We start from the raw sequence: 25,934 nt of genomic DNA on the forward strand, positions 1-25,934 counted from the left end.
CAATTTATATGAAAACGTTACAGGAGATAATATTAGAAAAAGATCGTATTAAACTACCCTTTAATTTTGATGCAACTCTTATGCAGGAAGACTATTTAAAGTTACAGCTCAATGCATTTGAATATTATAACGTTATACAATTAAGAGCTCCAGCACATATGGTAGATACGTCATTACCAGTTCCGCCACCAGCAAAAGATTATGCAAATGGATCATGGACAAATTGGTTAGATACAGATGAGTTAAACGCATCTCCATATTTGAAAAGTATAGTAGATAGTTTCAAAGAGATTACTACTGTCACATTAGTGAGACTGCTTCGTCTAGCTCCAAAATCTGAAGTTAAAGAACACAAAGACCCAACCCTTGGATTAGAAATTGAAGAGTCTGTAATACGTTTAACAATACCAATTTTAAGCACTAATGAAACAACTTTTTATTTAAATAATAGTCCTGTAAATATGCAACCTGGTGAATGTTGGTATTTAAAATTAACCGATGCACATCGTGTTGTAAACTCTGGAGATACAGAGCGGGTAAATTTAACCATGGATATGATACCAAATAAAAATATTAAAGAATTAATTGAAGAAAGTTTTTGTGGTACAATAACGATAACATAAAAATCCCGAAGGTTTGTGGAAACGCTTCGGGATTTTAGTCCTGTTCACCAAAAAGTGAACAATCAACCTAACTACTACATTTTAACTTCTTTTATATTTTGTTTGCTTTTTTACATGACCATCTTTACGATAGTAATAATAGTCTTCATTAGTATTATAATTAGTATCATAACCATCATAATGTTGTACGTTATCTCCATGATTAATACCATAATTATGGTTGGCATTACTATGGTTTACAACACCAGTAGCATGAATAATTTCTCCCCAATTGTTGTAATTAATTTTTAATCCGCCAACCTGACGAATTAACCCAGTAGTTCGTTGGTAACTCATATATACAGATCCTGCACGTTTAATTCTACCTTCTCTATCATAATTGATAAATACATTTCCAATTCTACGTACCTTACCATTACGATCATGTGTAATAATTACACCTCTTGGTCTTGGTGTAGAAAAACGAACTCGATTTACAGTTCCTGGAGCTCCATAAGTTGTATTTACCGAACTTCGTCTAGTTGGAGATGATCTGTAATACATTTGGGAAACATTGTTTTGAATTTCTGTATTGAAATCAAAGCTTCCATCAGGAAAAATTAAAAATTCTACACCACGTTCAATGAACACAATTGGTTCGGCAAAACGATAGCGTGTATTATTTAAATCTTCCCCATGACTCACAACATATCCTGTTGAAGTTGCCTGTGCAGATGTTAATCCTATTAACACGGCTGCAATAAAAAGTACTTGCTTTTTCATAATTATAGGTTTTTAGATTTCGTCTTAATTTCTAACTCTTTTAGAAACTTTCAGACTTACGCTATTTGAAAGGAATAAAACAACTTGTGTGCCAAAAATCATAAATAGTTAATAATCAATTTGTTGTTGTTTGTCAAATAACTGCCTTTATCGGTATGATATTATTTTATTTAGGGTTATTTATTTTTTCTTCGGAAATATCTCATACACAAAACCATCATTTTTATTACATTTATGGCAACAACCAATCTATAGTAATGGGAAGCCAATTAATCACATGTCAGAATTGCGAATCTGAGATTAAAGAAGAATTTGAATTTTGTCCCAAATGCGGACAAAAAGTAAATGAAGATCTCACCTTAGGCGTTTTATTCTATAATACCATAAGTAACTACTTTTCATTTGATGCTCGTTTTTTAAAAAGCTTTATTCCTTTAATGTTTAGACCAGGATACTTAGCTAGAAAATTTCTTGAAGGTAAACGTTTATTGTATCTGCATCCTGCTCAAATGTATTTGTTTATTACTGTTGTTTTTTTCTTTATATTTTCTTTTACAGTACGTAACCAAACCGAAACCCTTAATAGAGAATTAAAAAAAGAACTGTCTAATGAAAATGCTGTTGTATTCACCGATTCATTAAAGCAACGCAAAAAGGATTCGTTAAATAGGGTTGAAGCTAGGCGTAAAGATTCTATTGGACGAGCCCAAGTTAAAGAGGCATTAGTGGATAATAAATGGCTCACAGGTATGGATGAAAAGCAAATAGATTCCATTGTGACTAGAGATGATTATAGAAAAAATAAAGCCACACATTTTGATTTTGCAACTAAAGATATGGACTCTCTAATAGCAATAAATGCTTCAGATAAGGAGATTTATACAGCCATGGGATTAGAACCAGATGATGGTTGGATGACAAGAAAATTGTATGCACAAGCTTTAAAATTTTATAAAGCTAGAGATGGAGGTAATATTTTAAAAGCGTTTTATGATACCGTACCACTAGCAATGTTCTTCTTATTACCAATTTTTGCACTCATTTTAAAAGTTTTATATTTTAGAAAAGGAAGGTATGCTCATCACCTCGTGTTTAGCTTTTATTACTTCTCATTCCTTTTTATGGTATTTAGTTTCATTTTTGGAATAAACATTTTTTGGGATGTGCCAGACGGAATAGATTGGTTAATAGCGCTTTCAACGTTTTTTTACTTATTTATAGCGCTCAAACGGTTTTATGGTCAAGGTTGGTTTTTGAGTTTCTTTAAATGTAGCGTGGCAACATTCACATTTATGACCTTAGTGGTACCAACAGCAGTGATGATTATTGGCTTATTATCTTTTATGATGTATTAAAAGGTTTTAGATTATAATTTGTCTTTTAAATAAACACCTGTAATTGACTTTTTGTTTTTAGCAATGTCTTCTGGTGTACCTTGAGCCATAAGCTGTCCGCCTCGAATTCCTCCTTCAGGACCCAAGTCAATAATATAATCGGCACTTTTTATTAAATCTAAATTATGTTCTATAACAATGATAGAATGACCTTTTTTGATGAGGGCTTGAAATGATTTCAAAAGTTTCTTAATATCATGAAAGTGTAATCCTGTAGTTGGCTCATCAAAAATAAATAGCGCATTATCGCTTTTACTCCCTTTTCCGAGGAAAGAAGCCAATTTAATACGTTGGGCTTCACCACCAGAAAGCGTTGAAGAACTTTGCCCTAAAGCCACATAACCCAAACCAACATCTTGAAGAGGTTGTAGCTTATTTTTAATTTTTGTGACATTATGAGTGTCAAAAAATGCAATAGCATCATCAATGGTCATGGTTAAAATATCATCAATGTTTTTGCCTTCAAAAGTTACCTCGAGCACATCTTTTTTGAAACGTTTACCATGACAAGTTTCACAAGTTAAATGCACATCTGCCATAAATTGCATTTCTATGGTAACTTCACCATCACCTTTACAAGTTTCACATCGACCACCATCAACATTGAAACTAAAATGTTTAGCCTGGTAGTTTCTAATATTACTTAATTTTTGTTTGGCGTATAACGCTCTAATATCATCATATGCTTTAATGTATGTCACAGGATTAGAACGAGATGATCGTCCTATTGGATTTTGATCAACAAATTCAATATGTTTTATATTCGCGAAATTGCCTTTAAGTTCTGTAAACTGACCAGGTTTATCACCAAAACCAGTTAGCTTTTTTTGCATGGCTGGAAACAATATTTTTTTAACTAGCGTACTTTTTCCACTACCAGAAACACCTGTGATGACCGTTAACATTTCCAACGGAAAAATAACATCTATATTTTTAAGGTTATTAGCTTTGGCACCAACAATCTCGACTTGGTATTTTGAGGTTCTTCTTTTCTGCGGAAGCTCAATTTGAAGCGTTTCATTTAAATATTGTGCTGTTAATGATTTAGATTTTAGAATGTCTTTAAACGTTCCGGTAGCGACAACTTCGCCACCTAATGTTCCAGCTTTAGGACCAATATCTATGATTTCGTCTGCAGCTTTCATGATGTCTTCATCATGCTCAACAACAATTACAGTATTGCCTAAATCACGAAGCGCAATGAGCACTTTAATTAATTTTTCGGTATCTTTTGGATGTAGACCAATACTGGGTTCATCTAAAATATACATTGAACCAACAAGGCTACTACCAAGAGATGTTGCTAGATTTATTCGTTGACTTTCACCACCAGAAAGTGTGTTTGATTTTCTATTAAGCGTTAAATAATCTAAACCTACATTACTTAAAAATGTGAGTCTATTATTAATTTCTTTTAATAAGCGCTTGGCAATGGTTGTATCATGATCATCTAATTCTAATTGTTTGAAAAATGACGCTAATTGATCTAGAGGCATTTCAACCAAATCTGTAATTGTTACATTGGCAACTTTCACATAATTAGCTTCTTCACGTAGGCGTTTACCTTTACAAACCGTACATTTTGTTTTTCCGCGATAGCGAGATAACATTACGCGATTTTGGATTTTATAGGCTTTAGATTCTAGTTCTGAAAAAAAAGAATGAAGTCCTTCAAAATATTGATTCCCATCCCAAACCAATTGTTTTTGTTCTGTGGTGAGTTCAAAAAATGGCTTATGAATAGGGAAATCAAATTTATGACAGTTATTTACTAATTGATCACGATAGTAGCTCATACTTTCACCTCTCCATGGAAAAATGGCATTTTCATAAACTGATAATCCTGTATTTGGGATGACTAACTCTTCATCAATACCTATAACATCACCATAACCTTCACATTTTGGACATGCTCCATAAGGGTTGTTGAAACTAAATAAATGCGGATTAGGTTCTAAAAACGTCATCCCATCTAATTCAAATTTATTATTGAATTCTGTTCGTTGTCTATTAGAAAGTACTTCTATAATGGTTGTTCCTTTACCTTCAAAAAAAGCTGTTTCAATGGCATCTGCTAGCCTGTTATAAAAATCTTCTTCGTGTTTAACGATAATTCGATCAACCACTAAAAAAACATCTTTTTTTATGTCTTTCTCTATAGCATCATCAATTCTTAAAACATCATTTTTGTATTGAACTCTAGCATATCCTTGTTGTTTAAGAACATTGAGTTTGTCTTTCATTGTTCGTCCTTCTTCAAGAATAATGGGAGATAGGAGTAAGAGTTTTTCCCGCTCGTCAAATGACTTTACTAATTCTAAAACATCTTTAGTGCGATGTTTTTTGACTATATTACCCGAAATAGGAGAGTATGTTTTTCCTACTCTAGCAAATAACAGTTTTAAATAATCGTAAATTTCTGTTGTGGTACCAACCGTAGACCTTGGATTTGTACTATTCACTTTTTGCTCAATAGCAATGGCAGGAGCAATTCCTTTTATAACATCAACTTTTGGTTTATTAAGTCGGCCTAAAAATTGACGAGCATAACTAGATAAACTTTCTACATAACGTCGTTGGCCCTCTGCATACAAAGTGTCAAACGCTAAACTAGATTTTCCAGATCCTGATAAACCAGTGATTACCACTAATTTATTTCTTGGGATAACCACATCGATATTTTTTAAATTGTGCAGTTTTGCACCTTTTATGATGATGTTTTCTTTTGGATTAAGATCTAGAATATTAATGTTCATAGGTGTTTTGGCGAATATAAAGATGCAAAGATAAGTCTTTTATAAATGCCTAAAAAATGGATTATTATTGACAAAAATGTTAAAGTTTGATCGTTTTTTTTGGAATTACGGAATGATTGTTGTTATATTTGGGAACATAAACTATTAAAACAGAGTGCTTATAAAATAATATTACTTTAAACATTTAACCCCAAGCTAAGATTAAATTCTTTGCCATTAAAGTAATTATTATGAGACACGAGCTTATCACGGACGCTGTTTTAGTTAAGAACTACATGAATGGAGACGAAAGCGCTCTATCAATCCTTATCAACAGACACAAACAACGCATTTACAGTTTTATTTATTCAAAAGTATTTGATAGAGATATCACTGAAGATATTTTTCAAGATGCCTTTATTAAGGTGATTAAGAATTTAAAATTAGGTAAATACAACGAAGAAGGTAAGTTTTTACCTTGGGTTATGCGTATTTCTCATAATTTGGTTATAGATCATTTCCGTAGAAATAATAGAATGCCAAAATTTGATAATACTGGAGATTTTAATATTTTTTCTGTGCTTGGTGATCCTGCTCTAAATGCAGAAAAGCGGTTAATTAAAGATCAAGTAGAATGTGATTTACGACGACTTATACAAGAACTACCTAATGATCAAAAAGAGGTTTTGGTTATGCGTATGTATAAAGATATGAGTTTTAAGGAAATTTCTGAGCGTACAGGTGTGAGTATCAATACAGCTTTGGGAAGAATGCGTTATGCACTCATTAATTTAAGAAAGGTGATAGATCAAAATAATATCGTTTTAACAAACTGATATAATAAAGTATATTTTATTGCGTTATTGAGTTTATAACAAACTAAAAAACGTAAAATGGCAAAACTTTACTCAGAATGCACCCTAAAACAATACGAACTCAACCCAAAAGAAGAGACAGTGGATTTTCTTTTGAATTATAGCAAGGCTTTAAGTGTTATACATTGTAATAATTTGAAGTTTGAAGCACTTCAAAACTAAATTTAAAATGTCCCAAAACATTAGGTTTTGGGACTTTTTTTTATGTCTAAAGAAATAGTATTTAATACAACATTTAAATTCTATCTTCATATATTTCTAACGTTTTCATTGCAGCTAAACTTTCTTGAAAGAAGTGATCTGTTTGAGGTAAATTAGTGAAAAAAGTGAATTCAATGCGCTCATTATCCAAATTTGTAGCAAAAATGATGATCTTTTCAATACTATCGCTATAAGGTGAAATGACCTTTAAAACGCCAAAGTCAGTATTATTTATGGTTATGGAATCTATAATTACCTCAATATTTACTTTTTCCTCTTCTAACATTTGTTTTTTTTCTGAAGCCCAAGTTTTTGATTCAAATGGTGGGAAAAATTTTTCGTCGCCTAATGATAATGGTTCTGAAATAGTGAACTGTTCAAATTGAGTAATATCGGTTGAAAAAGCGAAACCAGATTCCATTAATAGTGGTAAATTTGAGTTTTGAACTCTATAATATTTTCTATCATCCATGATATTATCAGAGTAATTATTCCAAATATTGAGAGTGTCATATTGCTTTGGTAAATTAATAGAAACGGAGCGTTGATAATGCGCTAAGTAGATCTCATATCTATTATCATCTTCTCTTTTAGCACATGAGAAAATGATGAGGAGTAATACAACAGTTGTGCAAGTCCTAAATATGGTCATAGTTTACTTTTTCTTCGCATAGTAATCTTTCAATACAGTGGATCTTCCAATGGTTTTAGTAATGACATCTTTTTCTAAATCCCAACTTCTGGCAGGCGAGTATTCTCGTCCGTACCAAATGATTTGAAGGTGTAAATCATTCCATAATTCCTTCGGAAATAGGCGTTTTGCATCTTTTTCGGTCTGTACCACATTTTTTCCGTTAGTGAGATTCCAACGGTACATTAATCGATGAATATGTGTATCTACAGGAAAAGCAGGAATTCCAAAAGCTTGCGATAGCACAACAGCAGCTGTTTTATGTCCAACGGCTGGTAACTCCTCTAAATCGGCATAATTTTGAGGTACTTCTCCATTATGTTTATCAATTAAAATATGTGATAAGCCATGTATACCTTTACTTTTCATTGGAGATAACCCTACAGGTTTGATAATCTCTCTAATCTCTTCTATAGATAATTTAATCATATCATAAGGATTATCTGCTTTTGCAAATAGGAGAGGAGTGATTTTATTAACGCGAACATCTGTGCTTTGGGCAGACATTAATACTGCAATTAATAAGGTGTAAGGGTCTTTATGATCTAACGGAATAGGAATCGTTGGATATAATTCTTTTAACGTATTAATAACAAAATCTACCTTTTCTTGCTTAGTCATAAGTTGTATTTTTACTAAAATCAAAGTTAACAAATATGACACAATTAAAAGCAGGAGATCAAGCTCCAAATTTTACAGCAAAGGATGAACAAGGTAATACGATTTCTTTAAACGATTATAAAGGAAAAAAATTGGTTGTTTTCTTTTATCCTAAGGCGAGTACGCCAGGTTGTACTGTTGAAGCCTGTAATTTAAACGATAATTTTGAGCGTTTTCAATCGTTAGGTTATGAGATTTTGGGTGTTAGTGCAGATAGTGAAAAACGTCAAACTAATTTTAAAACTAAATACGGATTTCAATACCCATTGTTAGCAGACGAAGATAAAGCTGTCATTGAAGCATTTGGCGTTTGGGGACCAAAGAAGTTTATGGGAAGAGAATATGATGGTATTCATAGAACTACATTTGTAATCGACGAAAACGGTGTGATTGAAAATGTAATAACCAAAGTAAAAACTAAAGATCATACCAATCAAATATTATCAGAGTAATTTCAAAGCTTAGACGATTTCCGAAGTAACAACATTTAGAAGTAATGCTTTAAAATAAAAAAACCACATGAATGTCATGTGGTTTTTTAAATATCTAATCATAAAGATTATTCTCCTAAATAAGCTTGTTCGGTTTCACAACCAAATAGGCTTTTCTCTTTTATAAGGTTTGATACACCTTCTGGCAACATGGTTTCCCAACCCTCATCACTTTGAGCAATCATTTTTAATACTTTTCTTGAGAATACAGACAATGTAGATTCATCATAATCTGCAATATCTACAACTTTACCATTGTATTTGAAAAACTTATACAGTTCTTTCATACGAGGATGTACTTTTAAGTTTTCACTGTTTGTGAGCGTGCCATCTTCATTTTTCATTGGATATAAGTATACTCTTAAATCTTTGTAGAATAATTTACCAAAAGCTTCTAAAATACCACCACTTAAATGACGATAGTATTTCTCATCAAAAATATCAACAAGGTTATTTACACCCATTGCTAATCCCATACGAGCTCTAGTATATTGAGAGAAATACTCAACAAGTTTGTAATATTCTTGGAAATTTGAAATCAAAACAGTTTGACCTAAAGAGCACAATAGTTTTGCACGATCCATGAAATCTTGTTCGTCTATTTCTCCTTCGGCACGAAGATTAGACAGTGTAATTTCAAAAATAACTTGAGTTTTTTCTAGATCAACCTTATTTTCTTTAATGAACATTTCATAAGATTTCTTATACATGTCCATATTGACTTTCGTAACTGGTCTAAAACTACCACGTAGAGCTAAAATATTCTTTTTATAAAGCACTCTAGCCGGTAATACGTTGTTTCCATCTGGAGCAAACATGACAGCATCTGTCATTCCATTTTTTACCAGTTGCAAGCTCATTAAACGATTATCTACATTATCAAAAACAGGACCTTCAAAATTAATGGTATCAATTTCTACTTGATCTTTATCTAGATGATCATATAAATAGCGTAACAATTTTTTAGGTTCATTATACTTATAAAAAGCACCATAAATTAAATTAGTACCTAAAACACCTAATGTTTCTTGCTGTAATCTCGCATCTGTTTCTTTAAATCTTAGGTGTAAAACAATTTCGTTATAGCCTTGATCTGGGTCAACTTGGTATTTTATTCCTACCCAACCATGACCTTTATATTTTTTAGCAAAGTCAATTGTGGCTACTGTATTGGCATAGGCAAAAAACATTTTATTGGGATGCGTTTCTCTTTTAATACGCTCTTCAACGAGGTTCACTTCGTGATCTAGCATTTTTCTAAGTCGCGCTTCGGTTACATAGCGTTTATCATCCTCAATACCATAAATGGCATCACTAAAGGCTTTATCATAAGCCGACATTGCTTTTGCAATCGTACCTGATGCACCACCAGCTCTAAAAAACTGACGTACAGTTTCTTGACCTGCACCAATCTCGGCGAAGGTTCCGTAGATGTTTTCATTTAAGTTGATGCGTAGGCATTTCGTCCTCAACGACGGAATTTCATCAAACTCTCTATCTCCTTTTAAGGTTATTTCCATTTTATAGTCTGGGTTTTATCAACTACACAAAGGTATTAAATTAGCAGGTCAAACTAAAAAAATTAGTTTTATTTTTGTTCTAAACATATTCAAGGTTGAAAGTAACATTTTTAGGTACAGGTACATCTCAAGGAATTCCAGTAATTGGAAGCGATCATCCTGTGTGTTTGAGTACAAATCCAAAGGATAAACGTCTACGAGTTTCTGTTTTAATAGAATGGGATGATTATGCTTTTGTAATTGATTGCGGACCCGATTTTAGACAGCAGATGCTGAGAACAAATTGCCATAAAATTGATGGTATTGTTTTTACTCATGAACATGCAGATCACACAGCAGGTTTAGATGATATTCGTCCGTTTTATTTTCGTCAAGGTGATATTCCGTTTTATGCACATAAACGTGTATTTGGTGAGTTACAAAAGCGATTTGACTATATTTTTACTAAAGAAGAAAAATATCCTGGAGTGCCTAGCGTAATTCAGCATGAAATAAAAAATGAACCTTTTCTCCTCGGAAATGTAACGGTATTACCAATAAATGGCTACCATCATAAACTTCAGGTTTTTGGGTTTCGTTTTGGTGATTTTGCTTATCTCACAGATATGAAAACCGTAGCCAAAGAGGAAATTGAAAAGCTTAAAGGTGTAAAAGTATTAGTAGTTAATGCATTGCGAGAAAAAGAACATCTATCACATTTCAACCTAAAAGAAGCTTTAAATTTTATTAATAAAGTACAACCAAAAACGGCGTATTTAACACATATAAGTCATTATTTAGGTTTTCATGATGTCGTGCAACAAACCTTACCAGAAAACGTTAAATTAGCCTACGATAATTTAGTCATAGAATTATAAAAAAATTATAAAAAATAGACGCTATAGTTTAGACGTTTATTATTAAAAACAATTATTAACTAAACCTTATTACAACTCAAAAAATAAAACTATCAGATGAAAAAAAGATTGTTTATGTACCTGTTTATTTTCACGTTATTACTTGTGATTTTTCAATTCGTAAATTCAAAAAACATTATTGAAAATTACGATCAGAAACTCACAACTTATATAGAAAAAAATAAGCAGTTAAAGGATTCTATTACCTCAATTGAAGATAATTTAACAACAGATTTATACACCTTTAGATTTGATACAAATGATGATGCCATGACCTATTGGGAAAATGAAGGCTATCGTATCTCTGAGTTTGTGCCTTTTTTAAAAGACCAACTTATGAGTCTTAATATTTATGAAACCGAAGATCATCCTTTAGTGCCATATGCTTCAATGACTGGTAAAAAAATGCTTATTGAACAAATTAGAATTTTAAATCATAAATGGATTATCGCAAGCTTTACAGATGGTACATATTGGGGAGAAATGCTATTAGCTTATGACATTGAAAACAAAGAGAATTTGAAGTTTAAGGTTGTTGAATCTATTTTGTATCAGCCTTAGTTACTATCATCTCTATGAAATTAATTCCTTCAGAAACTATTGAAATTAAATCTTCGCTTTCTATCGATCAAATTAGAGAGCTTTTAGCTCATAATATTGAGCCAAAAATGAAATTTAAATTTTCTAAAAATCATAAGATTTTTGAAGGTTTTATAGAACAAGATACTTTTGAGATACAACGCATTATTAGAGGGAGAAATTCATTTAAACCATACATAAAAGGTGATATTAAAAGTCATAATAATGGTACTCTATTAAGCGCATCGCTTAAAATGAATCATTTTGTAATCACTTTTATTTTGATTTGGCTTGGTATGGTTTGTTTCGGTTTTTTTGTTTCAATATACGCAGTTTTAAGGCAAGACTTAAATCCAATAGCAGCGTTTGGTCCATTGATAATGATTGTTTTTGCTTATGGTTTAATGAATTACGGCTTTGATAGCGAAAAGAAAAAAGGGATTGAAGCTTTAGAAACCCTTTTAAAAGGGAAAGCTAATCGTAAGTCCTAAAGGTAATGCTGTTGTTTTTATTTATATTAAAGCAGCAACCATTCAGCTCTTGTCATACTAAACACCTTAAATTCGTCTACTTGTTTTTCAAGTGACATACCATTTTTAATAGCGACCATTTCCGAAGCTATATTATCTACATGCATCATAGAAATAAGATGATTTGAGAATTCGTTTTTAAAACAAAAATCTCTGCATGTTTTGGCTGCTTCTTGAGCGTAACCTTGTCCCCAAAACTCAGGCAGTATAGAGTAACCAACTTCTAGGCGTTTTTCATGGTCTACGGTTTGTATTAATAATCCTGCTTGCCCAATAAAATGACCAGTTGCTTTATCAATGAGGGCATTCATTCCTCCAAGATTGTTTTCATAACGATGCCAAACTTTATTAAACCAAAAATCACATTGTTCTTTTTGGGATAAACCAGTTGGCATACCTAGAAATTTGTCTACATTTTTTTCTTTAAATAAAGGCAACCATAAATTGTAATCGTCTTTTTTAACGCGTCTAAATTGTAATCGATTAGATTCTTGATCTGTAAGAAGAAGGTTCATCTGTTAATTTTCAGACAATTTAAGAATATACAATGAGATTCCTCGTCCCTCGGAATGACAATAGCAGTTTAAATGTCATTCAGAGCGTAGCAAAGAATCTAATGTAGAAGTTTTCAATTTTCACTACTTACTCAATTACAATAAATCTATATCTTCGTATCCAACCAACTCTTAAACTCATAAAAGTTTTGAGGCGCAACGCCATGGCCAACAGGAAATTCTGAAAATGTATTTTTAATATTTAAGTTGTTTAAAAACTCAGGTGCTTTTCTAGCCCAACTTATAGGTATCACTTGATCTGCGCTACCATGAGAACAATAAAAATCTAGATGAGAGTAATCGTTATCTGCTAAATTATCGTTGAGCATATCGTCACTAACATAACCGCTTAGTGCAATAATGTTCTTCACTTTTTCAGGATAGGTGAGTGCCACAGCATAACTTAAAATGGTACCTTGACTAAATCCTAAAAGCGTCACGTTATCTTTATTTACTGGGTATTTTGCACAAGCTTCATCAATAAATTTGGCGATGTTATCACGAGATTCTAGAGCTTGTTCAACATCATTCCATTTGTTTTGATTGGCGTCAAAATTAATAGCATACCAAGCATTTCCGTAGGGTTGCATTGGGTGAGGAGCTCTCACAGAAATGATAAATAACTCTTCTGGCAATTCTTGAGCAAACGAAAATAAATCGTTCTCGTCGCTTCCATATCCATGTAACATGATGAGTAATGGTGCATTTTCTTTTAAAGACGAAGGTCTTGTGATGTGGTGTAACGTCATATTTTATTAACCTATGTTAGAAAACCATTTTTGAAACAATGGTCCTAAAATTGGAACTTCATTCATTTTTTTTCCTACAGCTCCAATAATTCCGTAGATAAAAAGGGCAATAAAAAATATCCAAAATGACATTGAAATCATCCAGCTATTAAATGCGCCAATAAAATACCCTAATAGCATTTGTAGTAACCATAAACCTAAGGCTTGGCGAATGTGAAAAGAGACTAAAGGGTTTGGTTTATCACGATTCAAAAAAAAGGCAATTAGAGTTCCGATAAGCGTTATATAGGCTATAATTGCTAAGTTGTCGTTGTTGTTTTCAGCTGTATGTTGCATGTATTTATTTTAATATCAATTGATTGTTAGAGAAAATGCCGTAAACCGTTCCTTTTAATTCTCTATCTAAAAACATAGAATTTTTGGATGTAGATAAGATATTTTCCGAAGAAAAAGTAGACGTGTCATTTGGATTAAACAAAGTTAAATTTGCTTCGTTTCCTATTGAAACAGATGTGTTTTCAATATTAAAACGCTCTTTTCCTTTGGTGAGTAATTCAATAGTTTTTTTAATGGTGAATATAGAATTTAAGGCTCCAAAAGCACTTTCTAAACCAATGGTTCCGTATTTGGCGTAATCAAATTCTATCTTTTTATGCTCGATGTCTATCGGGTTATGATCGCTTGTGACCATGTCAATAGTTCCATCTTTAAGACCCTCAATTAATGCCTCGATATCGCTTTGAGTTCTCAGAGGTGGCAACACTTTAAAATTGGTATCAAATGTTGTTAAATTCTCATCTGTAAACACCAAATTATGAATGGCAACGCTACATGTCACATCTAGTTTTTTAAGTTTCGCTGCTCGTATTAATTCTACCGATTTTGCAGTAGATATGGTTGGGATATGCAATTTACCTTCGGTATATTCTAAGATGAATAGATCTCGAGCAATTTGTAATTCTTCGGCTAAAGCAGGATTTCCTTTTAAACCTAGAGAGGTACTTGTCACATTTTCATTCATGACACCTAAACCGCTAATTTTTGATTCCTGCGGAAATGAGCACACCAAACCACCAAAATTGCTTGCGTACTGTAAGGCAACTTTCATTAAGTTTGGATTAGTGATTGGTTTTTGATAATCATAAAATGCTACAGCTCCTGCTGATGTCATATCAAATAACTCTGCTAAGTCAACACCTGCACTATCTTTTGTTAATGCACCAATGGGTAATAATTGGACAGCATTTTTTGCCGATTTAGATTTCAAGAAAGCAATATCGGCATAACTATCAATCACAGGATTGGTGTTAGCATTCACAGCAACCGAAGTAAATCCAGAAAGTGCAGCAGTTTTAAGTCCGTTTTCAATCGTCTCACGTTCTTCATAACCTGGTTCACCAAAACTTACCGAACTATCAAACCAACCTTGAGATACATGAAGGTTATCTAGTGTAATCTCTTTATAGTTTTTTGGATTTTGAATGTGTTTAGATATTTGAGAAATTAATCCCTTTTCAATTAGAATATCAACGGTTTGATTGTGAAAATCGCTTTTAGGGTCAACTATAATGGCAGATTTTACAAGTACGTTCATTTTAGAAATTTTAAGATGAGCATTTCAATGATTAAAAAAATCACTGCAAAAATAACAAACCATTTCCATAGTTCATTAACATTTGTAGCACTTTTAATCTCACTTATTGCAGATGCTACAGAATTGTCTATAGTCACATTTGTGATGCTTTGAGTATCAAAATAATTGAGATGACTTTCCTTACGATTAAAATTAAAACTCAAATTTTTAAGAAAGGTGTCTTTATTTTTTACTGAAATAATTCCGGCAACATCAGGATACGTATTCGTAATCAGTTCTACTTTATTATCATAGGTTTGTTGCAACGGTATTACAGAATTCTCACCATTTACCAAAGTCAAAATATCGTCCTGTTGTAGTTGTGTAGCGATATCAATGGTGTTTTCTTCTCCAATAGTATAGTATAAATTTCCGGTTTTTAAACTCTGTTTTCCAATATTATATAACACAGGAACGATTAAAGGTGAGTTCTTAAAATTAGAATTTTTAGTATCTATAGCTGCGGAAAATCTAAAGGCGTTACCACTTTGAGCGAGAAAGGATGTGCCATCTTCATAGCTTAAAATCGAAGACACAGAGCTCGTGATATTTGTATAAAAGCCATTTACTTTTGGATATTGAAAATTAGACACTTGTTTATCAAAAACATTAGACAATAATGGATGCGCATAATTAATTGTCGTAATTTTCTTTTCTACCGTATTTAGTGTGCTAAATTGAGAAAACCCATAACCATTAAAAAGTTGATTATAGGTGTTAACTCTAATGTTATTTGAAGGGATTACTAGTAATTTCCCTCCATTTTCAGTAAACGATTTTAAAGCAGTAGTTAATGAGCTGGGAATATCTACCAACTCATTTAAAATAATTAAATTCTGTTGTTCTAACGTGTTATAATTTAAAGCACTAAACTTTGATGCTGTATAGTTAAATTCATCACTTGTATAAATTTTTTGAAGAAATGTATCATCAACTTCGTTAATGGCTAACACATTAATTTTTTCGCGTTGATCTATATTAAAATAGAGTGTATTATCATATTGCAAATTACGATCTTCAATAACTAGTTTACCATTAAACACCGAATTTGTAGGTATTGTAAAGCTTGTTGTGGCTTCATCTGTAATAGTTACTGCAGTTTTTGCAATAAGCTTATCATCGTTAAAAAGTGATACAGGTAAGGTTTCAATAGCATCACCTTGGTTTTTAACATGAACTGTAAGTTCTAAATTTTCTACTGTTGTTTTACTAATGTAAACACTATCAACAGTAATATTATTTTGGTTTACTGGTTTAAGTTGTACTAATTTAAGCTTAATTAAACTATCATTTGTAGCTGTAAGACTTTCGTTTTTTTGTTGAAAATCTGAGACTAAAACTAAATTTTTAATAGCACTCTCATCATTAGAAAACAGCTTTTTTCCTTTTAAAACGGCTGCATCATAAGCCAATTGGTTTGGAGAATGCTTGAGTTGAATTAAATCATTTTTAATAGCTTTTACCGTTGTTTTATTAAAATTAGCGTCATTAGTGAAAATGGATATAGGCTCATTCTCATCAATATTCTCAATTATATCTTGGATAGCTATATTAAGTAAACTCCCATTAGTACTAGGAGATTGCATACTAAACGAATTATCGAGATAAATAACGGTTTCACTTTTGGTATTAAAACTATTAGAGTTTGATATATAAGGTTGTGCAAATGCAATAATCACAAAAGCCAATAATAACATTCTCGTTATTAAGGTCAGCCATTTTTTTAGTTGTGAGCTTTTACGTGTTTGTATTGTCAATTCTTTTAAAAACTGAACATTAGTAAACGCAACACTTTTAAATTTTCTAAGTTGAAATAAGTGAACAATAATAGGAATAATGAGCAGAAGTAAAGCGTAAAGTAGTTCTGGATGTTTAAACTGCATTCCTGTTTTTGGGATTGTTATTGATAATGCTCAAATATAGAAAATGATGAGGGATTTGTAGGTTTTGGTTTTGAGAAATTTAACTTTTAGTTATTTTTTCGTTATGACTTTTATTTTGGTAAAAACGTCTTGGTATCATAATTTAGTTAACAGAAAAAGAAATAATCCATCATGGATGCCATTTGTAATGATTTTAAATACTGTTTAATTTCTAATTGAGCTTCAGTATTGGCGACACTTACAATGCTTTGAGGATGTTTTAAGGTGTTTAAATGTTCAAAACTATAGAGTAGCTCATCATATATATGTTTACCAATTTTTTTTGGATTGTCACAAATCCATATAAAAGGAACGTTTCTTTCTTTTAAAAGTTTTGCTACTTTTTTACCTTTTTGTCCTGCTCCCCAAATGGTTAATGGTCGCGAAGGTTCATAATTGAGTTCTAAAAAATAATCGACTTTGAGTTCTAAAAAATGATTTTCGGCATAATGGTCATCGGTTCTTGATGCTCTTGTGCTATAATCTCTCCAATAGTGTAAAACAGATGTGGTTGGTATGCAGCACATTTCATTTTTATAAAACCTGAAAGCTAGGTCGTAATCTTCAGGGTAACGGTTAGGTGTAAAGGCTCCGCATAACTCAAAATCATTGCGATGTAACATCCAACAAGGTGAGGGTATGACACATTCTTTATAAATTTCTGAGTAGTTATCACCTTTCGAGGTTAATGCGTTTAACCAAGATTCATATTTGGCATAACCGTCTCCAATACCAGCTTTACTAAAATAGTTCACCAACCCTAATGCTATATGTTTAGGTCCATGCGTTTGTAAATCGTTGAGCATAATGCTCAATTTGTTTGGATGCATGATATCGTCACTATCCATTCTTGTGATGTACGTTCCGTTACTTTTAGAATATGCTAAACGTAATGCATCAATAATGCCTGCTCCTGAATTTTTTATCAGTTTTATGCGTTTATCCATTTCCGCGAAAGCGAAAACAATAGCATAACTGTCATCTGTAGAGTGATCGTCAACAATAATTAGCTCCCAATTGGTATGGCTTTGATTCACAATAGATTCTAAGCATTCTGTTAAAAATTGTGATGTGTTTTTAAAAGGTGTAAGGATGCTAATAAGAGGATTTTCCATGTTACAAAAGTACCATATTTAACAAAACCTTAGCTAAAATAGTAGTAACAGATTGTAGTTTTGCGTGACTAAAATAAAAACAAAAATTAATTATTTTATAATGAAACACATTTTATCAACGTTTGCATTAGGCGCTTTATTATTCTCTTGTGGAGGATCAAAATCTACTGTAAATGATTTGGCGACAGCCAACCCAATTTCTACAGCAATACACCTATCATCTGTTAAAGACGATAAAGCACCTGTGACCATAAATCCAGGTCGATTTGTTGAAGAGACAGTAACCTATAGGTTGCCTAAAGTTGTTCAAGGAACGTACTCTATTAGTAATTTTGGTAAATATATAGATGGTTTTAAGGCCTTAGATTACAACGGTAATGAAATGACAGTAACTCGTGTAGATGACAACACTTGGACGATAGCTGATGCAAAAAATCTTGATAAAATAGAATATTTAGTTAACGATACGTTTGATCAAGAAGCTGTTGGAGGCATTGGAGGTGAACAACCTTTTTCACCTTCAGGAACTAATATAGAACCCGATAATTATGTGCTTAATCTTCATGGGTTTATTGGATATTTTGATTCTTTAAAAAATGCACAATATACTTTAGATGTGACCGCTCCAGCAAATTTTGTACGTACATCTGCGTTACAAACTACAAATACAACCTCTAGTAGTGATGGTACTCAAATTACTACATCTTATGTGGCTCCACGTTATTTTGATATTACCGATAACCCAATGATGTATGGGAAATTAGATGTTGAAGAGTTTATGGTTGGTGATATCAACATTGTGTTGAGTGTGTATTCACCAAATAACATGCATACTGCAGTAAGTATGAAGGAGACGGTTTTTAATATGATGGAGGCTCAAAAATCGTATTTAGGCGATGTAAACACGACACCTCGTTATGACATTTATTTATATTTATCTGATGGTAGCCAAGGTGCACCTAAAGGCTTTGGTGCTTTAGAGCATCATACCTCTACAGTTGTTGTATTGCCAGAGCAATCGACAAAAGATCAATTAGCTGCATCAATTATAGATGTTGTTGCGCATGAGTTTTTTCATATTGTAACGCCTTTATCTGTTCATTCTGAAGATGTGCATTATTTTGATTATTATGAACCTACTTTTTCTAAACATTTATGGATGTATGAAGGTGTAACCGAGTATTTTGCTCAGCATTTTCAAGTGTATGAAGGATTAGTAGATGCAGAGACTTTTTATAATACGATGGATCAAAAAATTAGAGGTTCATTACGAATGGATGACACCATGAGTTTCACAACAATGAGTGAAAATGTTATTGATGAGCCATATGCATCTAATTATTATAATGTGTATCAAAAAGGAGCATTAATTGGTATGTGTATTGATATTTTAATGCGTGAAGAGAGTAATGGTAATAGAAGTATGTTATCACTAATGAAAGAATTATCTGCTAAATATGGTAAAGAAAAACCATTTGTAGACGATAATTTGATTGCAGAAATTACTGCAATGACTTACCCATCAGTAGGAGCGTTTTTAAATACGCATGTGGTTGGTACAACTCCAATTGATTATAGTATGTATTTTGAGAAGGCAGGTTTGCAATATAAAGATGTGAATGTAGAAACCTCTTTTATACAAGATGGTAACGGATTTATTTTTGATGGAGATCGAGAAAAAATGGTGATTTTCTTTTCTGAAGGAGTAAAGAATAATAGTTTTTGGTCAGACCAAGGTGTATTGCCAGGTGATGTTATAAAAACGGTGAATGGAGAAGCGTTAACAGTAGTTAATGCTCAAGCTGTGATTGGCGCAATGTATCAATGGGCTCCTGGTCAAGACATTACTGTTGTGCTTGATAGAGATGGAAGTGAAGTGGTTATTGAAACAACATTAACTCAAGCTTATACAATGGTTGTGAAATTAGTAGAAATGGAAAACGCAACTGCTAAACAAATTGAGTTAAGAAAAGCTTGGTTAAAGGGCTAATAACTTATCATTATTAATTATTGAAAAGCCGATAGACATTACTGTTTATCGGCTTTTGGTTTCTTAAAAATCAACTATTTCAACAATAGTTATTTAGCAAGAGTAAATGAAAATGTACTTCCTACACCTTCTGTGGATTCTACGGAAATATCACCACCCAATTTCTCAACTAAATCTTTTACAGTACTTAAACCAATTCCGGTACTTGATTTTCCGAAGTCATTTTTAACCGTTTTAAAAATTTCAAAAATGTCCTCTTGTTTGTCTTTTGGAATGCCAATACCATTATCCCTAACACTAAACTTGTGCTTAAACAAATTAGATGTATAGGTGATTTCAATCAAACGATTAGGTTTATCGTTATATTTTAGAGCATTGTCAACGAGGTTTATTAATATTTGAGACAGTGCCGCTTTATTAATATTATAGACAATTAAATCATTAGGAAAAATTAATTCATCAGTTTTAGAGATGAGTATTTGTTTTATATCTTCGGAAAGTTCATCAAGTCTAACATCTTCTCTTTTTGATTTTAAAAGGTCATCGGCTTTATAATGTAATAAAATACCATCTATATAATCACTAAGCACTTTAGTGGATTCTTCAATGTATTTAATATACTCAATAGATTCTTTAGATAATTTGTTTGCATCGTCATCACGAAGTAAATCGGTAAGTGAAATAATATTTGCCAAAGGTGATTTTAAATCATGAGACACATGACTTGCAAATGAATTAAGTTTACTATTTCGTTTTTCTAATTCTTGTTTCGCTTTTTCAAGTACTGTGTTTTTCTTTCGTAGTTCAAAAAGATTAATCACTTGTTTACTTAAAGTTCTTAAAGCCTCAATTTGGGTCGTACTAAGTACTCTAGGTTTGTGATCAAAAACGCAAAGACTGCCTAATTGATAACCTTCCGGATTTATTAAAGGCATACCAGCATAAAAAATAGCATCTAGGTCTGTAATTAAAGGATTGTTTATAAAACGTTCATCTAAGCGAGCATCAGGAACTATTAAGATGTCATCTTGTAAAATAGCATGTCCACAAAAAGAAATATCTCTTGGAGAATCTCTAAAAGGAATGCCGTAATGTGACTTAAAATAGTTTCGGTTTTCATCAAGCACTGTGATTAATGAAATAGGAACATCACAAATATTGGCAATTAATTTAGTAATATTATCATAGTCACTTTCAGGAAGTGAGTCTAAAATATTATAAGATTTTACTGCATCTAAACGCTGTAGCTCATTTTCTGGTACTTTTGGGCTTTGCATGTCGTTAATTAATTTGGGTGAAATATGTACGTAATATAAATGTTATTGGTTTTGTAATTTAAAATCCTTCAAAAACCCCTAATCCAAACAGGGCAAAATCGTATTTTACAGGATCTTTAGGGTCTAGTTTTCTTAAGGCTGAATCGAGTTCAAATAAGGCTTTACCATCATTTTGTTTACGTGTTAATAGTTTTAATTTTCTAGCTACATTTCCTGAATGTACATCTAAAGGGCATGATAAAAGAGCAGGAGATATGCTGTTCCAAATTCCAAAATCTACACCGTGATTATCTTGTCTTACCATCCAACGTAAATACATGTTAATGCGTTTGGCTGCTGAATTTTTAAGCGGATCACTTACATGCTTTTTAGTACGTTCTAAATGATTAATCTCAAAAAAAATAGTTTTAAAATCATGAATGGCTTCTTGAAGATTTTGCGTTTTTAAATTTTTAGAAAACACAGATTCTAATCCGTTATGATTCGTATAAATATGTTTTAAACTGGTTATAAACTGAATAAAATCATTACCATTAAAAGTTCTGTGAACAAACGGCAAGAGTTTTTCTAAATCTGCGTCTTCGTGATTTATAACAAAATCGTGAGGCGATTGATCGAGAAAATTCATCATTTTACTAGCGTTATTGATGATGCTTTTACGATTTCCCCAAGCAATAGTTGCCGTTAAAAACCCTGAAATTTCAATATCTTTCTTTTTAGAAAATTGATGTGGAATTTGAATAGGATCACTCTCAATAAATCTAGGATGATTGTATTGTTCTACTTTAGTGTCTAGAAATTCTTTGAGATCTTTTTTGTTCAAGTGTTTATAACGTTTTTTTATTAAATTTATGTTTCTTTACAACATAAATTAACATCAATAAAGACTTAAAATTCTTGTATTTTTGCCATATAAACTAATTTTTATGAAATCTTTAATATACCTATTCGCCTGTTCATTTTTGCTCTTGTTCTCTTGTGAGCGTGTTAAAAATAAGACGCATGAAACCATAAATGCTGGAGGTGAAGTTGTTGGGAAATCTGCTACAGAGTTTGTTGAGGGTATATCTGAAGGTATAGATGAAACCTTAGAGGCCAAAATAAAATTATCACCTCTTTTAGTAGAAAACGGATTGGCTACAGGAAAGTTTGAGATTACTGATAACCCATTAGGAGGTAAAGATAATTTACTAACGTTATACCTTATTTTTAATAGAGATTTTAATGAGATACTTAGAATAAAAGTTTATGATAAAAACGGACTAGAAACAGGTCGTGCTAAATTAGAAATTAATGAAATTAAGGGTGATGCTGGCTATTTTGATTTCACCTTTGGAAAACGTGTTCAAATAGAAAATAGAAGTCTCATTGTAATTGAGTAAGTATTAAGACTGGTGTTGGGATAATTTTGTGGTATTACCTGATAATCATTATCCCATAATTTTACCGTCAACCATGGTTAACTTACGATCTGCCATATCAGCTAATTCGTCGTTATGTGTAACGATTACGAAAGTTTGTCCAAATTCATCACGCAGCTTAAAAAAGAGATTATGAAGATTTTCGGCAGCTTCACTATCTAGGTTTCCTGAAGGTTCATCGGCAAAAATTAAACTGGGATTATTAACTAAAGCTCTTGCTACAGCAACGCGCTGTTGTTCGCCTCCTGAGAGCTCATTAGGCTTGTGATGGTATCGATGAGAAAGTCCTAAAAAGTCTAATAATTCTTTGGCGCGAGTTTCGGCTTGCGATTGCGATTTTCCGAAGATATAAGCAGGAATACACACGTTTTCTAAAGCTGTAAATTCTGGTAATAATTGATGAAATTGAAATATAAACCCGATATGTTCATTTCTAAATTTAGCTAAAGCCTTGTCTCCTAATTGCGGAATTGATACATTATTAATCACTAACTCACTAGCTGTGTTTTTATCAATTTGATCTAAAGTACCAATTATTTGAAGTAGTGTCGTTTTTCCTGCTCCAGAAGCACCAACAATAGACACAACTTCTCCTTTTTTTATGGCTAAATCTACACCTTTTAAAACCTGTAGATCTCCGTAATATTTATGTATGTTTTTTGCTTTAATCATGTTATTAGAATGAATCTCGAAAATACTACTTTAATCTGACTTATTGTAATTTATAAATAGCGAGAACTGCTTTGATTAAACTGGGAGATACTACTTAGTTTATCAATGTTTTTGTCGTTCTTTTTAAAGATCCCTTTTAAATTATTGTAATCTATAAAATATTGTAAGCGTAAAGAAAACGAGTGTAAAATTGGCTCTTCAAAAAGAGTGTTTAAACTTTGACTATAACGTCTAGAAGCCTCTCTATCGCTATTAAATAATTGATTTCTATATAAAGCTGTTAAAAAACTTCCTGGAGCAAATTGCCAGGTATAGTTTAGGTCCAAATTCCATGTACTAAAATTTATGTCAGAGCTATCTAAGCCTAAACTGTCATAAGTGCTGCCTGTGTTTTGAAGCTGGCCATTTTCTTCTAAAAAATACACATTGTCTTCATATTCTACTGTAGACCAATAATTTCTAAAGGTTAATCCTAATGCGTGAAATGGGTTAAAGTTATAAGTGCCACGTACTTGATTTACAATGGTTGTTTGATTTCGTTGTCCAAACACAATCTCATCATCTAAGCTGTTAGAGTTATTTGCAAAGCCTCGATCTTTATAAACTTTATTAATATCAAATGAATAGATCACTAAAAAGTTATCGTTAATTCTAACTCTTGGGTCTAGACCAAGCCAATATTCTTTGGTGTCTCTACCATCTTCAAAAAACAACACACCTCCAACATTAATATCATAAGCAAAGGTTTTATTATAATTTGATGAGAAGTATAGGCTACCATTTGCACGATTTTCATATACAAAAAAGCGATTATCTTTTCTAGCTTCAAAATAATCATATTGTTTGCCTGCTAGCAAATTTAAATTACCACCAAAACCATGTAGTTTATCTTTAAGCTGAAAGTTGATGTTTCCTCCAAAACCGAACCCAGTAAACTCATCAGGATTAGCTAATCGTGTGTAGTTAATATAAGTGCTCCAATTTCTACTAATAAAGTTTTTGGTAGGTTCAAAAATTCTGTGGCTAAAATCAACTCCAAAATTATTGTAGTTATTTCTATTAAGCAATCCTAAATCATTGATATCAAATTTAGTATCTGCATAACTGTGATCAAAACTATATCTATAATTTCCATGGGTTTTGCTAATAAGAGCAAATGTGCTATAACCAGACGTTGTACCTTCTACATGATTAACATGACTCATTTTTGCTTGGCCATATATGTTATACGTGTTTCTTTTATTGGTGAGATCTGCAATTAAAGCTGTTACATTTGCATCTCTAAAATGACCATCTCTAGTTACATTTGTGTTCACCAAACTAATTGATGAGTTTTTATTAAACTGCTGGTCTAAAACCAATATATTATAGTTTGAGAGCGGTTCTATAAGTTGTTCTCTATGGTCTCCAGTAATTGTATCTCTCGATGTAGCGTATGTTTTTTCTGTTACTGCATTAAAAAACCCAATTCCAAGACCGTTTTTTGTTCGTCCAGAAATTTTAGCTGCATTTAATACTTTTACAGTGTGAGGTCTATCAATAATGACTTCATTATCATTGAGTGTTACATTTCCGCTAGGTCTACTACCTACACGTCTAGAAAAAAATAAGTTACCTTTACTAAAGAGGTCAACACCTTCGGTAAAAAATTGTCGCTGCTCAGAAAACGTTTGTTCAAAAGGCCCTAAGTTTAATGATAAGTTATCAAAACCAGCTTGGCTAAAATCGGGTACCAAAGTCATATCAAGTGTGAAATTTTCTGTGATTCCATATTTTACATCTAGGCCAAATTTTAAATCGGTTTCTGTTACGCCATCAAAACTGTTTATAATTCCTGTAGAAAACGGATAAAAAGCCAGTCGAGTAGGAGGTTCTATATTTTGAATTCCGGTGAGTTCACCATGATATAAGCTCGTGTTTCCTATGGTGATGTCTATAGGATTCCAGGTATATTGAGAGCGATGACGTCTAAATTGCCTATGAAATTGGATGCCCCAAGTTTGTATATCTTGGTTAGAAAACCGAAGGCATCGATACGGGATTTCCATCTCTACAACCCAACCATCATTGTTAATTTTAACTTTACTGTCCCAAACAGCATTCCATCCAAAATCTTCACCGTTACTAGGCGTTGCTAGAGCATCTGCTTGAGTTCCAGAGCTAAATACAAAAAACTCTGTGTCATTTTGGGCATCGTTATTTGGGTTCAGGATGAGCCCAAAAAAGTCGGCTTGACCAAAATCATCTCTACTTGTTAATTGACTCATTATTTTAGTAGGATCATCATATAAATATGCAGCGACATAAATAGCTTTGTCGTCATAGGTCATTTTTATAATGCTGCGATTTTCTAGAGAATCTTTAACACCTGCATCTGGTTTAAATTGAGTAAACCCTTTTGCTTCTTTTGCAGTTTGCCAAACCGCATCATTTAAAATACCATCAATTTTTGGAGGAGTTGTAGTGCGTTCTATTTGTAATTGTTTTTTCTCTTGCGCGTATGAGTAGTTGCATAGCAGCAATAAGGCAGCAAAGAATGTTTGAAAATTCATTGGATTGTTGATTGATGATTAGTGACTTTATTAAAATAAAGACACCAATAAATTTAGCGTGTTACAGTTAGGCGTTACAAATCTAGCAATGA

At 32.3% G+C, this 25,934-nt stretch carries 25 protein-coding genes; 10 read left to right on the forward strand and 15 right to left on the reverse strand.

Going from position 1 to position 25,934, the window contains the following annotated elements:
• The first annotated feature begins 8 nt into the window (after window positions 1-8).
• A complete protein-coding gene (locus TD29_RS01965; protein WP_040278545.1) occupies window positions 9-623 on the forward strand; it encodes an aspartyl/asparaginyl beta-hydroxylase domain-containing protein in 615 nt (204 codons plus the stop codon).
• Window positions 624-704: 81 nt separating this feature from the next.
• On the opposite strand, the gene TD29_RS01970 is transcribed toward TD29_RS01965, so the two are convergent.
• On the reverse strand, window positions 705-1,385 hold the full coding sequence (locus TD29_RS01970; protein WP_040278546.1) for a hypothetical protein: 681 nt from the start codon (window positions 1,383-1,385) through the stop codon (window positions 705-707).
• 155 nt (window positions 1,386-1,540) lie between these two features.
• Here TD29_RS01970 and TD29_RS01975 point away from each other — a divergent pair, with 155 nt between their 5' ends.
• The gene (locus tag TD29_RS01975; RefSeq protein WP_241485195.1) at window positions 1,541-2,740 is read left to right on the forward strand and encodes a DUF3667 domain-containing protein; all 1,200 of its coding nucleotides are present in this window, start codon (window positions 1,541-1,543) and stop codon (window positions 2,738-2,740) included.
• Between the two features lie 11 nt (window positions 2,741-2,751).
• Here the strand turns inward: TD29_RS01975 and uvrA are convergent, their stop codons facing one another.
• The gene (uvrA, locus tag TD29_RS01980) at window positions 2,752-5,535 is read right to left on the reverse strand and encodes an excinuclease ABC subunit UvrA (protein ID WP_040278548.1); all 2,784 of its coding nucleotides are present in this window, start codon (window positions 5,533-5,535) and stop codon (window positions 2,752-2,754) included.
• 230 nt (window positions 5,536-5,765) lie between these two features.
• On the opposite strand from uvrA, the gene TD29_RS01985 reads away from it, so the two are divergent.
• Together TD29_RS01985 and TD29_RS18670 are read left to right on the forward strand one after the other, a co-directional pair.
• Window positions 5,766-6,350 carry an RNA polymerase sigma factor gene (locus TD29_RS01985; protein ID WP_040278549.1) on the forward strand — a complete coding sequence of 195 codons (585 nt, stop codon included), beginning with the start codon at window positions 5,766-5,768 and terminating at the stop codon, window positions 6,348-6,350.
• A gap of 57 nt (window positions 6,351-6,407) precedes the next feature.
• Window positions 6,408-6,551 carry a hypothetical protein gene (locus TD29_RS18670; protein ID WP_162835815.1) on the forward strand — a complete coding sequence of 48 codons (144 nt, stop codon included), beginning with the start codon at window positions 6,408-6,410 and terminating at the stop codon, window positions 6,549-6,551.
• A 73-nt stretch (window positions 6,552-6,624) separates the two neighbouring features.
• Here TD29_RS18670 and TD29_RS01990 read toward each other — a convergent pair whose 3' ends face one another.
• Window positions 6,625-7,242 (reverse strand): hypothetical protein, encoded by a 618-nt coding sequence (locus tag TD29_RS01990; RefSeq protein WP_040278550.1) that lies wholly within the window; start codon window positions 7,240-7,242, stop codon window positions 6,625-6,627.
• Window positions 7,243-7,245: 3 nt separating this feature from the next.
• Window positions 7,246-7,902 (reverse strand): endonuclease III domain-containing protein, encoded by a 657-nt coding sequence (locus tag TD29_RS01995; RefSeq protein ID WP_040278551.1) that lies wholly within the window; start codon window positions 7,900-7,902, stop codon window positions 7,246-7,248.
• A gap of 35 nt (window positions 7,903-7,937) precedes the next feature.
• Between TD29_RS01995 and bcp the strand changes: the two genes are divergently transcribed.
• Entirely contained in the window at window positions 7,938-8,393 is a 456-nt protein-coding gene (bcp, locus tag TD29_RS02000; RefSeq protein WP_040278554.1) for a thioredoxin-dependent thiol peroxidase, read from the forward strand.
• Between the two features lie 107 nt (window positions 8,394-8,500).
• Here the strand turns inward: bcp and TD29_RS02005 are convergent, their stop codons facing one another.
• The gene (locus TD29_RS02005) at window positions 8,501-9,952 is read right to left on the reverse strand and encodes a hypothetical protein (RefSeq protein ID WP_040278556.1); all 1,452 of its coding nucleotides are present in this window, start codon (window positions 9,950-9,952) and stop codon (window positions 8,501-8,503) included.
• A 95-nt stretch (window positions 9,953-10,047) separates the two neighbouring features.
• On the opposite strand from TD29_RS02005, the gene TD29_RS02010 reads away from it, so the two are divergent.
• The 3 genes from TD29_RS02010 to TD29_RS02020 all read left to right on the forward strand — a co-directional run bounded on the left by TD29_RS02010 (window position 10,048) and on the right by TD29_RS02020 (window position 11,918).
• A complete protein-coding gene (locus TD29_RS02010; protein WP_040278557.1) occupies window positions 10,048-10,809 on the forward strand; it encodes an MBL fold metallo-hydrolase in 762 nt (253 codons plus the stop codon).
• A 96-nt stretch (window positions 10,810-10,905) separates the two neighbouring features.
• Entirely contained in the window at window positions 10,906-11,409 is a 504-nt protein-coding gene (locus TD29_RS02015) for a hydrolase (protein WP_241485196.1), read from the forward strand.
• Between the two features lie 14 nt (window positions 11,410-11,423).
• On the forward strand, window positions 11,424-11,918 hold the full coding sequence (locus TD29_RS02020; protein WP_040278561.1) for a hypothetical protein: 495 nt from the start codon (window positions 11,424-11,426) through the stop codon (window positions 11,916-11,918).
• 26 nt (window positions 11,919-11,944) lie between these two features.
• Here the strand turns inward: TD29_RS02020 and TD29_RS02025 are convergent, their stop codons facing one another.
• The 6 genes from TD29_RS02025 to TD29_RS02050 form a co-directional block, all read right to left on the reverse strand.
• Window positions 11,945-12,472 (reverse strand): GNAT family N-acetyltransferase, encoded by a 528-nt coding sequence (locus tag TD29_RS02025; RefSeq protein ID WP_052466942.1) that lies wholly within the window; start codon window positions 12,470-12,472, stop codon window positions 11,945-11,947.
• A gap of 146 nt (window positions 12,473-12,618) precedes the next feature.
• Window positions 12,619-13,260: an alpha/beta hydrolase gene (locus TD29_RS02030; RefSeq protein WP_040278563.1), complete on the reverse strand. Its 642-nt coding sequence runs from the start codon at window positions 13,258-13,260 to the stop codon at window positions 12,619-12,621.
• A gap of 6 nt (window positions 13,261-13,266) precedes the next feature.
• Entirely contained in the window at window positions 13,267-13,596 is a 330-nt protein-coding gene (locus TD29_RS02035) for a membrane protein (protein ID WP_040278564.1), read from the reverse strand.
• 4 nt (window positions 13,597-13,600) lie between these two features.
• Window positions 13,601-14,854 (reverse strand): dihydroorotase, encoded by a 1,254-nt coding sequence (locus tag TD29_RS02040; RefSeq protein ID WP_040278565.1) that lies wholly within the window; start codon window positions 14,852-14,854, stop codon window positions 13,601-13,603.
• On the reverse strand, window positions 14,851-16,776 hold the full coding sequence (locus TD29_RS02045) for a BatA domain-containing protein (RefSeq protein ID WP_040278567.1): 1,926 nt from the start codon (window positions 16,774-16,776) through the stop codon (window positions 14,851-14,853). Before TD29_RS02045 ends, TD29_RS02040 begins: the two co-directional genes overlap by 4 nt.
• 146 nt (window positions 16,777-16,922) lie before the next feature.
• Window positions 16,923-17,930 (reverse strand): glycosyltransferase family 2 protein, encoded by a 1,008-nt coding sequence (locus TD29_RS02050; protein WP_040278568.1) that lies wholly within the window; start codon window positions 17,928-17,930, stop codon window positions 16,923-16,925.
• A 100-nt stretch (window positions 17,931-18,030) separates the two neighbouring features.
• Between TD29_RS02050 and TD29_RS02055 the strand changes: the two genes are divergently transcribed.
• Window positions 18,031-19,920 (forward strand): M61 family metallopeptidase, encoded by a 1,890-nt coding sequence (locus tag TD29_RS02055; RefSeq protein WP_040278570.1) that lies wholly within the window; start codon window positions 18,031-18,033, stop codon window positions 19,918-19,920.
• Window positions 19,921-20,009: 89 nt separating this feature from the next.
• Here TD29_RS02055 and TD29_RS02060 read toward each other — a convergent pair whose 3' ends face one another.
• Both TD29_RS02060 and TD29_RS02065 read right to left on the reverse strand, forming a co-directional pair.
• Complete coding sequence (locus TD29_RS02060) at window positions 20,010-21,197, reverse strand: sensor histidine kinase (protein WP_040278571.1); 1,188 nt, start codon at window positions 21,195-21,197, stop codon at window positions 20,010-20,012.
• Between the two features lie 58 nt (window positions 21,198-21,255).
• The gene (locus tag TD29_RS02065) at window positions 21,256-22,020 is read right to left on the reverse strand and encodes a TIGR02757 family protein (RefSeq protein ID WP_040278572.1); all 765 of its coding nucleotides are present in this window, start codon (window positions 22,018-22,020) and stop codon (window positions 21,256-21,258) included.
• Window positions 22,021-22,123: 103 nt separating this feature from the next.
• Here TD29_RS02065 and TD29_RS02070 point away from each other — a divergent pair, with 103 nt between their 5' ends.
• Window positions 22,124-22,579, forward strand: a complete 456-nt coding sequence (locus TD29_RS02070) for a hypothetical protein (RefSeq protein WP_052466943.1) — start codon at window positions 22,124-22,126, stop codon at window positions 22,577-22,579.
• Window positions 22,580-22,627: 48 nt separating this feature from the next.
• Here TD29_RS02070 and TD29_RS02075 read toward each other — a convergent pair whose 3' ends face one another.
• Window positions 22,628-23,290, reverse strand: a complete 663-nt coding sequence (locus tag TD29_RS02075) for an ABC transporter ATP-binding protein (protein ID WP_040278574.1) — start codon at window positions 23,288-23,290, stop codon at window positions 22,628-22,630.
• Window positions 23,291-23,340: 50 nt separating this feature from the next.
• Window positions 23,341-25,842, reverse strand: coding sequence for a DUF5916 domain-containing protein (locus TD29_RS02080; RefSeq protein WP_040278575.1), 2,502 nt, complete (start codon window positions 25,840-25,842; stop codon window positions 23,341-23,343).
• Window positions 25,843-25,934: the final 92 nt, after the last annotated feature.

The sequence above is a fragment of the Psychroserpens damuponensis genome (assembly GCF_000826655.1).
GTDB classification, from domain to species: Bacteria; Bacteroidota; Bacteroidia; order Flavobacteriales; family Flavobacteriaceae; genus Psychroserpens; species Psychroserpens damuponensis.

What these genes read in the sequence shown, in the direction of transcription:
- TD29_RS02060 (WP_040278571.1), bottom strand. Translation starts at nt 21,197, where the DNA reads ATGCAAAGCCCAAAAGTACCAGAAAATGAGCTACAGCGTTTAGATGCA.
- TD29_RS02025 (WP_052466942.1), bottom strand. Translation starts at nt 12,472, where the DNA reads ATGAACCTTCTTCTTACAGATCAAGAATCTAATCGATTACAATTTAGA.
- TD29_RS02005 (WP_040278556.1), bottom strand. Translation starts at nt 9,952, where the DNA reads ATGGAAATAACCTTAAAAGGAGATAGAGAGTTTGATGAAATTCCGTCG.
- TD29_RS02055 (WP_040278570.1), top strand. Translation starts at nt 18,031, where the DNA reads ATGAAACACATTTTATCAACGTTTGCATTAGGCGCTTTATTATTCTCT.
- TD29_RS02040 (WP_040278565.1), bottom strand. Translation starts at nt 14,854, where the DNA reads ATGAACGTACTTGTAAAATCTGCCATTATAGTTGACCCTAAAAGCGAT.
- TD29_RS02080 (WP_040278575.1), bottom strand. Translation starts at nt 25,842, where the DNA reads ATGAATTTTCAAACATTCTTTGCTGCCTTATTGCTGCTATGCAACTAC.
- TD29_RS01965 (WP_040278545.1), top strand. Translation starts at nt 9, where the DNA reads ATGAAAACGTTACAGGAGATAATATTAGAAAAAGATCGTATTAAACTA.
- TD29_RS01985 (WP_040278549.1), top strand. Translation starts at nt 5,766, where the DNA reads ATGAGACACGAGCTTATCACGGACGCTGTTTTAGTTAAGAACTACATG.
- TD29_RS02050 (WP_040278568.1), bottom strand. Translation starts at nt 17,930, where the DNA reads ATGGAAAATCCTCTTATTAGCATCCTTACACCTTTTAAAAACACATCA.
- TD29_RS02020 (WP_040278561.1), top strand. Translation starts at nt 11,424, where the DNA reads ATGAAATTAATTCCTTCAGAAACTATTGAAATTAAATCTTCGCTTTCT.
- TD29_RS02035 (WP_040278564.1), bottom strand. Translation starts at nt 13,596, where the DNA reads ATGCAACATACAGCTGAAAACAACAACGACAACTTAGCAATTATAGCC.
- TD29_RS18670 (WP_162835815.1), top strand. Translation starts at nt 6,408, where the DNA reads ATGGCAAAACTTTACTCAGAATGCACCCTAAAACAATACGAACTCAAC.
- TD29_RS02070 (WP_052466943.1), top strand. Translation starts at nt 22,124, where the DNA reads ATGAAATCTTTAATATACCTATTCGCCTGTTCATTTTTGCTCTTGTTC.
- bcp (WP_040278554.1), top strand. Translation starts at nt 7,938, where the DNA reads ATGACACAATTAAAAGCAGGAGATCAAGCTCCAAATTTTACAGCAAAG.
- TD29_RS02030 (WP_040278563.1), bottom strand. Translation starts at nt 13,260, where the DNA reads ATGACGTTACACCACATCACAAGACCTTCGTCTTTAAAAGAAAATGCA.
- TD29_RS02015 (WP_241485196.1), top strand. Translation starts at nt 10,906, where the DNA reads ATGAAAAAAAGATTGTTTATGTACCTGTTTATTTTCACGTTATTACTT.
- TD29_RS01975 (WP_241485195.1), top strand. Translation starts at nt 1,541, where the DNA reads ATGATATTATTTTATTTAGGGTTATTTATTTTTTCTTCGGAAATATCT.
- TD29_RS01990 (WP_040278550.1), bottom strand. Translation starts at nt 7,242, where the DNA reads ATGACCATATTTAGGACTTGCACAACTGTTGTATTACTCCTCATCATT.
- TD29_RS02045 (WP_040278567.1), bottom strand. Translation starts at nt 16,776, where the DNA reads ATGCAGTTTAAACATCCAGAACTACTTTACGCTTTACTTCTGCTCATT.
- uvrA (WP_040278548.1), bottom strand. Translation starts at nt 5,535, where the DNA reads ATGAACATTAATATTCTAGATCTTAATCCAAAAGAAAACATCATCATA.
- TD29_RS02075 (WP_040278574.1), bottom strand. Translation starts at nt 23,290, where the DNA reads ATGATTAAAGCAAAAAACATACATAAATATTACGGAGATCTACAGGTT.
- TD29_RS01995 (WP_040278551.1), bottom strand. Translation starts at nt 7,902, where the DNA reads ATGACTAAGCAAGAAAAGGTAGATTTTGTTATTAATACGTTAAAAGAA.
- TD29_RS01970 (WP_040278546.1), bottom strand. Translation starts at nt 1,385, where the DNA reads ATGAAAAAGCAAGTACTTTTTATTGCAGCCGTGTTAATAGGATTAACA.